The following is an 11,429-nucleotide window of genomic DNA, read 5'->3' on the forward strand; positions in this document are numbered from 1 at the left end:
TTTAGCTAAGGACTTATCACTAATCACAAGGAAACTATAAATCTAAGTTCAATTAATAGCAATAAATCAATAGTAAAAACTATGATGAATAATAGAAACAATAAAGATAACAAAAACACCATCAAAAGATTTGATAAAATCACCATTGGTCTTGCTTCTCCAGAATCTATTTTGGCGGAATCAAAAGGTGAGGTGTTAAAACCAGAAACAATCAATTACAGAACACACAAACCTGAGCGAGACGGTTTATTTTGCGAAAGAATATTCGGTCCAGTAAAAGATTTTGAGTGTGCTTGTGGTAAATATAAAAGAATTCGCTACAAAGGAATCGTGTGTGACCGTTGTGGAGTTGAAGTAACTGAGAAAAAAGTACGTCGTGATCGTGTAGGACACATCAATTTAGTTGTTCCTATCGCTCATATTTGGTATTTCCGCTCGTTGCCTAATAAAATTGGATATATCCTTGGATTACCGTCTAAGAAATTGGATATGATTATTTACTACGAACGTTATGTAGTAATTCAGGCTGGTATTGCTAAAAATGCAGATGGGGAATCCTTAGAACGATTAGACTTTTTGACAGAAGAAGAGTATTTGAATATTTTAGATACACTTCCAATGGAAAATCAATATTTGGATGATTCAGACCCTAACAAGTTTATTGCTAAAATGGGAGCTGAATGTATTATGGATTTATTGGCACGCACAGATTTAGATGCCTTATCGTATGAGTTGCGTCACGCTGCCAACCATGAAACGTCTAAGCAAAGAAAAACAGAAGCTTTAAAAAGATTACAAGTAGTAGAATCTTTTAGAGAGTCTAACTTAAATAGAGAAAATCGCCCAGAATGGATGATTTTAAAAGTAATTCCGGTTATTCCACCAGAATTAAGACCGTTAGTGCCACTAGATGGAGGGCGTTTCGCCACTTCTGACTTGAATGATTTGTACCGAAGAGTAATCATCCGTAACAATCGTTTGAAACGTTTGATGGAAATCAAAGCTCCAGAAGTAATCTTGAGAAACGAGAAACGTATGTTGCAAGAATCGGTTGATTCATTATTTGACAACACGCGCAAAGCTTCTGCGGTTAAAACAGAATCGAATAGACCTTTAAAATCGTTATCGGATTCTTTGAAAGGAAAACAAGGACGTTTCCGTCAAAACTTATTAGGAAAACGTGTGGATTATTCGGCTCGTTCGGTAATTGTTGTAGGACCAGAAATGAAATTGTTCGAATGTGGTCTTCCTAAAGATATGGCGGCTGAACTATACAAACCTTTCGTTATTCGTAAATTAATCGAAAGAGGTATTGTAAAAACGGTAAAATCGGCAAAAAAGATAATCGACAAAAAAGAGCCTGTTGTTTGGGATATTCTTGAAAATGTAATTAAAGGACATCCAGTACTGCTTAACCGTGCTCCTACGTTACACCGTTTGAGTATCCAAGCGTTTCAGCCTAAATTAATAGAAGGAAAAGCGATTCAATTGCACCCACTAGTTTGTACGGCTTTTAATGCCGACTTTGATGGGGATCAGATGGCGGTTCACTTGCCATTAGGACCAGAAGCTATTTTGGAAGCGCAATTGTTAATGTTGGCTTCTCACAATATTTTGAATCCTGCCAATGGAGCGCCAATTACCGTTCCTTCTCAGGACATGGTTTTGGGTCTGTATTACATGACCAAAGAACGTTTGTCAACTCCAGAACACAAAATTTTAGGAGAAGGATTAACATTCTATTCTGCTGAAGAAGTTAATATTGCTTTGAATGAAGGTAAGTTAGAATTGAATGCAAGAGTAAAAATCCGTGCTAAGGATATTGATGAAAACGGAAATTCTGTTTACAAAATCATCCAAACTACTGCAGGAAGAGTGTTGTTTAATGAAGTAGTTCCAGAAGCAGCAGGGTATATCAATGAGGTATTAACGAAGAAATCGTTGCGTGACATCATCGGTAAAATTTTATCGGTAACAGATGTACCAACCACAGCAGCTTTCTTGGATAATATGAAGGATATGGGATATAAATTCGCTTTTAAAGGAGGATTATCATTCTCTTTGGGTGATATTAGAATTCCAGAACAAAAAGCTAAATTAATTGCTGATGCACGCGAACAAGTTGAAGGTATTTCCATGAACTATAACATGGGATTGATTACCAACAACGAACGTTACAATCAGGTTATTGATATTTGGACCTCTGCCAATGCGCAATTGACTGAGTTGGCTATGAAAAATATTAGAGAGGATCAACAAGGATTCAACTCGGTATATATGATGCTTGATTCAGGGGCGAGGGGTTCTAAAGAACAGATTCGTCAGTTGACAGGAATGCGTGGTTTGATGGCTAAGCCTAAAAAATCGACAGCGGGTGGTGGAGAAATTATTGAAAACCCAATTCTTTCAAACTTTAAAGAAGGACTTTCAATCTTAGAATACTTTATTTCTACCCACGGAGCTCGTAAAGGTCTTGCCGATACCGCTTTGAAAACAGCCGATGCAGGATATTTGACAAGAAGGTTGCATGATGTGTCGCAAGATGTGATTGTAAATTCTGTAGATTGTGGTACGTTACGTGGAATCGAGGTTTCAGCATTAAAGAAAAATGAAGAGGTTGTTGAGACTTTAGGGGAACGTATTTTAGGACGTGTGGCTTTACAAGATGTTATCAATCCGTTGACTTCTGATGTGTTAGTTCATGCTGGAGAAGAAATCACAGAAGCTATTGTTAAAGTGATAGAAGAGTCTCCTGTTGAAAAAGTAGACGTTCGTTCTCCATTAACTTGTGAAGCTCAAAAAGGTATTTGTGCTAAATGTTATGGTAGAAATTTAGCGACTGGAAAAATGACTCAGAAAGGGGAGGCTGTTGGAGTTATTGCAGCACAATCTATTGGTGAGCCAGGAACCCAGTTAACACTTCGTACATTCCACGTGGGTGGGGTTGCAGGAGGAGTTTCTGAAGAATCAAGTATTGTAACTAGATTTGGAGGTAAACTTGAAATTGAAGATTTAAAAACCGTTGTAGGTGAAGATAATGATGGAAATAAAGTAGATATTGTGGTGTCACGTTCAACAGAGTTGAAGTTGATTGACGTTAAAACAGGTATTTTATTAAGTTCGCATTACATACCTTATGGTTCAAATATTTTTGTAAAAGACGGTGATGTTGTTGAAAAAGGAACAACCATTTGTAAATGGGATCCATATAATGGTGTTATCGTATCAGAATTTACAGGAAAAATCGCGTATGAAGATTTAGAGCAAGGACAGTCATTCCAAGTAGAAATTGATGAGCAAACAGGATTCCAAGAAAAAGTAATTTCTGAAGGAAGAAATAAAAAATTAATCCCAACGTTATTGATTTATGGAAAAGATGGTGAATTAATACGTTCGTATAACTTACCTGTGGGAGCTCACCTTATGGTGGAAGATGGTGAAAAAATTAAAGCAGGAAAAATTCTTGTGAAAATTCCTCGTCGTTCTTCTAAAGCGGGTGATATTACCGGAGGTCTTCCAAGAATTACAGAGTTGTTAGAAGCTCGTAACCCATCCAACCCTGCTGTAGTGTCAGAAATTGATGGAGTGGTATCGTTTGGTAAAATCAAACGAGGAAACCGAGAAATCATCATCGAATCTAAATTTGGCGAGGTGAAGAAATATCTAGTGAAATTATCAAGTCAAATACTTGTACAAGAAAATGACTTCGTTAAAGCGGGAGCACCATTATCTGATGGGGCTATCACACCAGAAGATATTTTGAGAATTCAAGGACCATCGGCAGTTCAACAATATTTGGTAAACGAAATTCAAGAAGTATATCGTCTTCAAGGGGTAAAAATTAACGACAAACACTTTGAAGTGGTAATTCGTCAAATGATGCGTAAGGTACAAGTGGAAGATCCAGGTGATACCTTATTCCTTGAAGAGCAATTGATTCACACAAGTGACTTTATTGCAGAAAATGACCGTTTATATGGAATGAAAGTCGTTGAAGATGCAGGTGACTCTGAGAATTTAAAACCAGGTCAAATTGTTTCTCCAAGAGAATTAAGAGATGAAAATTCGTTGTTAAAACGTAATGATAAAAATTTAGTGGTAGCACGTGATGTAATTACAGCAACGGCTACTCCAGTTTTACAAGGGATTACAAGAGCTTCGTTACAAACAAAATCATTCATCTCGGCTGCATCGTTCCAAGAAACTACAAAAGTATTGAATGAAGCTGCTGTGGCAGGTAAAGTAGATACATTAGAAGGATTGAAAGAAAATGTTATTGTAGGTCACAGAATACCTGCAGGTACAGGTATGAGAGATTATGATCATATCATAGTGGGTACTAAAGAGGACTACAATGAGATTATGGCTAACAAAGAAGAATATATTTATTAATTATGAGCGATTCAAATTCACAACAACCCGGACAAATCAATATAGAATTGGACGAAACGGTAGCCGAAGGGATTTACTCAAATTTAGCGATTATCAATCATTCGCCTTCTGAGTTTGTATTAGATTTTGTGTCGATCATGCCAGGGGTGCCAAAGTCTAAAGTGAAGTCAAGAATTATCTTGACTCCACAACATGCTAAAAGATTGTTTAAAGCATTGGCAGAAAATGTGCATCGTTTTGAACAAGCGCATGGGGAAATAAAAGATTCGGAGCAACCGCCCATTCCTTTAAATTTTGGTCCTACAGGACAAGCTTAATACTTATAAAACTCCTCGATTTTCGGGGAGTTTTTTTTGTTTGTAAATGTTGTATTGTTTTAAGTAGAAATGATAGATTAAGTTTGTTTTGTAATGTTTTGTTAATGTGTGAAATATCGTTTGGATTTTCATAACAATTAGTTAATATCTTTTTTGAAATAAATAAGAATATTTCTTTAATTTTGTACTTCAAATAAATATTAACTTTATGAAAAACAATTTACAATTTTCTAAGGCAAGTCCAAAATATTTTTGGAGTATTGCTTTGTTGTTTTTGCTTGTTATGGGAAAAGTCTCGGGGCAAGTAACGGTATTTAATTATCAAAATACCACTGCGACTATTCCGGCAGGATGGACATTTACAAATAATGTTGCTACAAATGCGATTGATAGATCAACGTATTTGTTGTTGGATGCGGGTAATCCATCAGATCAAATAGTTACTTCTAACTATGATCTTACAGGTTACACGGGTGTTACGCTAGCGTATTCTGTAGCTACTTTTGGTACAGTTACATCTAACCCTGCTTTAAAGGTAGAGGTTTCAACAAATGGAGGTACTTCATGGTCAGCAACCACTTATACTACTTTACCAGCTTCTACTACAACAACTTACGTAAATGGTACATTAAATATAACAGGTCAGACATTTACTAGTACAACTAAGTTTAGATTTTCTAACACACTAACTTCTGGAACTGGATTGAGAAATCAAAACTTAAAGTTAACAGGTACAGCAGCATCTACTGCCCCTGGAGCACCAACAATTAATTCTGTAACTTCAGGAAATGGGCAATTAAGTGTGGCATATACTGCACCAAGTTCAAATGGTGGTGCATCGATTTCAGATTATAAGTATTCAATTGATGGTTCTACATATGTTTCAGTAGGATCTACAACGAGTCCGTTTACTATTTCTGGTTTAACAAATGGAACATCATATAGCGTTACTTTAAAAGCAGTAAATAGTGTAGGTGAAGGAACAGCGTCTTCAGCTGTTTCTGGAACACCAAGAACAACGCCTTCAGCGCCAACTATTACAGGGATTACACCTGGAAATGGAACATTGTCTGTGGCTTTTACGCCTGGTTCAAATGGTGGGGCATCTATAACAAATTATAAATATTCTATAAACGGAGGTTCTTCTTTTGTTTCGGCTGGATCAACTTCTAGTCCAATAGTTATCTCTGGATTAACGAATGGTACAACGTATAGTGTACAATTAGTTGCTGTTAATAATGCAGGAGATGGTACATCTTCTAGTACAGTAACAGCTACACCTATGGCTACTGCAAGTGCGCCTACTATTACGGGAATTACATCTGGTGATTCTCAAATTAGTATTGCTTTTACTCCTGGTAGCAATAATGGATCTGCTATCACGGATTATCAATATTCTTTGAATGGAGGTTCGACGTTTACTTCAGCGGCAACAATTACAAGTCCTATTGTTGTTACAGAATTAACGAATGGAACTACTTATGCGGTTCAAATTAGAGCAATTAATGGAGCGGGTAATGGAACAGCTACAAGTTCTGTTAATGCAACTCCAAGAACAACGGCTTCTGCGCCAACCATTACAGGAATTACTCCTGGAGATTCTTCTTTAAGTGTAGCTTTTACAGCTCCAACTTCAAACGGAGGGGCGTCTATTACAAGTTATAAATATTCTCTAAATGGAGGGTCTTCTTATACATCAATTGCTACTACAACAAGCCCGATGATTATAACAGGGTTGACTAATGGTACCACATATGATGTGCAATTAATAGCAGTAAATTCAGTTGGTGACGGTGTTGCTTCTAATACAGTTCAAGGAACTCCAGTAGCACCTGCACAGCCAACAATTACTTTATATCAAAGTTCAGTAGGAGCTTTAAGTACAGTGTATGGAACAGCTTCTTCAGTGGTTTCTTTTTCTGTGTCGGGTTCAACATTATCAGATGGAATTACAGTAACATCACCAAATGGATTTGAAGTGTCTTCTACTTCAAGTACAGATGGATTTGCAAATTCAATTGTAATTTCTCAAACTTCTGGAACTGTTTCAAGCACGACAATATATGTAAGATTAGCAGCAGATGCTAAACCGGTTAATTCTCCATTTTCGGGTAATATCTCATTGTCAAGTACTGGAGCATCAACTGTAACAGTTGCAACAACGTCTAGTACAGTTAGTACAAAAGCATTAACGATTTCAGGAATTACAGCTAATGATAAAGTGTATGATGCATCTGCATCTGCAACTGTAACAGGAACAGTTACTTTAGTAGGGGTTTTAGGTTCTGATTCAGTATCTCTAACTGGAACACCTTCATTTATGTTTGATGATGCAACTGTAGGAACAAACAAAACTATTACTGTTTCAGGATACGCATTGAATGGTACAGATGCTGCAAATTATTCAGTTACACAGCCTTCAGGTTTAACAGCTTCAATTTCAGAAGCTGATCAAACAATAGCAGCTATTTCGTCTTCAGAAACAAGAACAGTGGGTGATGCAACCTATAGTGTTGCCACTACTTCAGATTCTGGTTTAACGGTTACTTATTCAAGTTCAAATACTGGGGTGGCTACAATTGCTGCTAATGGTACAGTAACTATCGTTGGTGCAGGAACTACAATAATTACAGCAGCACAAGCTGGTAATACAAATTATAATGCTGCAACAAGTGTTAGTCAAACGTTAACTGTTAATAAAGCAGATCAAACAATAACAGCAATATCTTCAACGATGTCAAAAACGTATGGAGATGCAACCTATAGTATTGCGACTACTGCAAGTTCAGGTTTAGCAGTTACGTATTCAAGTTCAAATACAGGTGTAGCTACAATTGCTGCTAATGGTACAGTAACTATTGTAGGTGTTGGTTCGACAACCTTAACAGCATCTCAGGCAGGTAATGCTAATTACAATGCTGCTACAAGTGTAACACAAGAGTTAACAGTAGATAAAGGAAACCAAACCATTACTTTAGCAGCTACTGATACTAGAACTTCTACAGATGCTGCCTATACTTTGACTCAAAATGCAAGTTCTGGTTTGTCTATTACATATACGAGTTCAAATACCGCAGTAGCTACTATAAGTGGTAACACAGTAACTTTAGTTGGTGGCGTTGGGACAACAACGATTACTGCAAATCAAGCGGGTAATGCCAACTATAATGCTGCAACACAAGTTACACAAACGTTGACCGTAACACAAGGAAGTAGTAATTTAGGACAATATCAATTTGCTAGCTCTTTAGCGGTAACCTCACCAAGTGCTAATTTAACGTTTTCAAATGTTTCTCCTAATACAGTTACAGGTAGTACAACAAGTGGATATTATAGCTTGTCAGTTTCTGGTGGATGGGGATCAGCTATCAATACAAACAATTACATTCAGTTTACAGTAACTCCAGCGTCTGGAAAATTACTGACCGCTACTTCATTAACATTTTTACAATTAGCGACTTCAGCAGGAGCAACAAAATATGTTGTTCGTTCTAGTGCTGATGGCTATACTTCAAATTTAGGTTCTGGTGAATATTCTTCTACAATTGGTTCTGGAGCTCCAACAACAGGGGCAACAGTTTCATTGTCAGGATCATCTTTTACGAGTGTTGCATCGGCAATTACATTCAGAATTTATCCTTATGGAGGGTCAAGTACAGGAAACTGGAGAGTTGATAATTTAACGTTAAATGGGTATACAACTCAAGTACCAGCGCCTTCAATTACAAGTTCATTGACTGCTTCAGGTACAGTAGGAACGTCATTTAGTTATACGACTGTAGCTTCAAATACCCCAACAAGTTATAGCGCTTCAGGATTACCAACAGGATTGTCAATCAATACTGCAACAGGGGTAATTTCAGGAACACCTTCAGTGGGCGGTTCGTTCAATGTAACACTTGGAGCTACCAATGGTACAGGTTCGGATTCAAAAACCTTATTGCTTACTATTGCTCAAACCAATCAAACCATCACGTTCAATACACTTTCTTCAAAAACGTATGGAGATATGTCTTTTAGTTTGAATGGTACAGCATCTTCAGGATTGACAGTAAGCTATTCAAGTTCTAATACAGATGTAGCAACAGTTTCAGGAAATACAGTAACTATTGTAGGAGCTGGAACTACAACAATCACGGCTTCTCAAGCGGGTAACGATAGTTATTTTGCTGCATCAGATGTATCTAGAGATTTAGTGGTTAATAAAGCCAATCAAACTATTACATTTGATACATTATTTGATAAAAATGATACAGACGGTACTTTTACATTAGGAGCTACGGCATCGTCAGGTTTAACAGTGACTTATACAAGTTCTAATACATCTGTGGCAACGGTTTCTGGTAATATAGTTACTATTTTAGCACCAGGAACAACAACCATCACCGCCTCTCAATCTGGTAATGAAAATTATAATGCTGCTAATGATGTAAGCCAAGATCAAACCATTATCAATACTTCTTTAACGAATCAAACCATAACGTTTGGAGCTTTAGCACCTGTGACTTATGGAGATGGAACATTTATGTTAAATGGTACTACGGATTCAGGTCTAGGAATTACTTATACCAGCTCTAACACAGCTGTGGCTACTATTTCTGGCAATGTAGTGACTATTTTAACACCAGGAACGACAACTATTACTGCCACTCAAGATGGAAATACTTCGTATAATCCAGCTCAAGATGTAGCTCAAACCTTAGTAGTAAACAAAAAAGCTCTTACAGTATCAAATGTTGTTGTAGCTGATAAAAATTATGATGGAACAACCACAGCTACAATTACTTCTGCTGATTTAAATGGAGTAATAGGTTCTGATAATGTAACGTTAACTAATGCCGCAGTTTTTGCTTCTGCAAACGCAGGTACAGGAATTGCTGTAACGCCAAACTTTGCTTTGAATGGTACAGAAGCTAGTCGTTATACTGTGGCTCAACCAACTGATTTAACGGCTTCAATTAATAAATTAGATCAAAATATTACATTTAACTCGATTTCTCCAAAAACCTATGGTGATGCTGCCTTTACATTAAGTGCAACGGGTGGAAATTCAGGACAAGGAATTACATTTACAAGTTCTAATACAAATGTGATTACAATTTCTGGGACTACTGCAACGATTGTTGGAGCAGGTGATGTGACTATTACGGCTTCTCAAGCGGGTAATACAAACTACAATGTAGCAACTGATGCTTCACAAACGATTACAGTAAGTAAAGCAAATCAAACCATTACTTTTAATGCTTTGGTAAACAGAACCACTGCCGATACGTCGTTTACATTGAGTGCTTTTGCGACATCAACATTAGGAGTAACATTTACAAGTTCTAATCCTTCAGTAGCAACAATTTCTGGAAACACAGTTACTATTGTAGGTGCTGGAACTACTACCATTACAGCTTCTCAAGCGGGTAATGATTTTTACAATGCAGCAACGAGTGTAGATCGCTCACAATTAGTATTAACGGCATTAGCAAAATGGACTTTTGAGGGGGTAACTACAACTAATACTAGTGCTTCTGCAAATGTTTCTTTAGGTTCAGCAATAGCAGATCAAGGATTACAAACTTCTGGAAGTTTATTTAGTGCTACTCACGCTAGTGCTTCAACTGTATGGTCAAACCCTGCGGGTAATGGTACTGCAAAGTCAGTTACTTGTACGAACTGGGCTTCAGGCGATTACTATCAATTTAAAGTAAATACGTCTAATTATCATGATATTGCAATTGCTTTTGATCAGACGGGAAGTAATACAGGACCATCAACATTCAAAATTCAGTACAGTACAAATGGTACTAGTTTTACAGATTTTGGTTCAAACTATGCTGTAACTAATGATTCTTGGAGTAATTCGGTTTATAAATCGGCTTCTTACAAATCATTTGATTTGAGTGCAATAACAGCAATTAACAATAAATCGACAGTATATTTTAGAATTGTTAACGTAAATACTACAGCGATAAGTGGAACTTTCGGTTCAGGAGGTACTAATCGTATAGATAATTTTGCTGTAACAGGTATTGCTTGTGATGCTTCACCAGCTACAATTTCAGCTGGAGGTGCTACTACATTCTGTGCGGATGGTAGTGTAATTTTAACAGCAAGTGCTGGAGCTAGTTATTTGTGGTCAACAGGAGCAACGACACAAAGTATTTCTGCTTCTGCTTCAGGAAATTATTCTGTGGCAGTAACTAATGCTAATGGATGTGTTGCTTCATCAAGTGCTACTGCTATTACTGCTGTTCCATTAGTGACTTATTATGCAGATACTGATGCAGACGGTTATGGAAATGCTTCTAGCACACAAGTATCATGTGTTGGTGCGCCAAGTGGATATGTTTTGGATAATACAGATTGTAACGATTCAGATGCTAGTATGCATGCAACGTATTCGTTCTATGCGGATACAGATGCTGATGGTTATGGAGCAGGAAGCGCAGTAACTTTGTGTGCTGTTGATGCTTCAACAGCTCCTTCTGGATATGCTGTAAACAGTACAGATTGTGATGATTCAAATGCGGCTATTTATGCACTAATCACTTATTATGTTGATGCCGATGCTGATGGATACGGTTCAACAAGTGCCTCGTTCTGTTTGTTAAGTGCTCCAACAGGATATTCGATTAATAATACTGACTGTAACGATTCAGATGCTAGTATGCATGCAACGTATTCGTTCTATGCGGATACAGATGCTGATGGTTATGGAGCAGGAAGCGC

General features: G+C 37.2%; 3 protein-coding genes. All 3 read left to right on the forward strand.

Features of this window, described 5'->3' with window-relative positions:
• The first annotated feature begins 81 nt into the window (after positions 1–81).
• Positions 82–4,392, forward strand: a complete 4,311-nt coding sequence (rpoC, locus tag CLV55_RS12445; protein WP_112114127.1) for a DNA-directed RNA polymerase subunit beta' — start codon at positions 82–84, stop codon at positions 4,390–4,392.
• Between the two features lie 2 nt (positions 4,393–4,394).
• Complete coding sequence (locus tag CLV55_RS12450; RefSeq protein WP_112114128.1) at positions 4,395–4,709, forward strand: DUF3467 domain-containing protein; 315 nt, start codon at positions 4,395–4,397, stop codon at positions 4,707–4,709.
• Positions 4,710–4,917: 208 nt separating this feature from the next.
• Positions 4,918–11,429: YDG domain-containing protein (locus CLV55_RS12455; RefSeq protein ID WP_146739571.1), on the forward strand; the 6,512-nt coding region annotated here is incomplete at its 3' end.

The organism is Flavobacterium aciduliphilum, assembly GCF_003268855.1.
GTDB classification, from domain to species: Bacteria; Bacteroidota; Bacteroidia; order Flavobacteriales; family Flavobacteriaceae; genus Flavobacterium; species Flavobacterium aciduliphilum.

Excerpts from the sequence above, each read along its gene's own strand:
- rpoC (WP_112114127.1), top strand. The coding sequence starts at position 82 with ATGATGAATAATAGAAACAATAAAGATAACAAAAACACCATCAAAAGA.
- CLV55_RS12450 (WP_112114128.1), top strand. The coding sequence starts at position 4,395 with ATGAGCGATTCAAATTCACAACAACCCGGACAAATCAATATAGAATTG.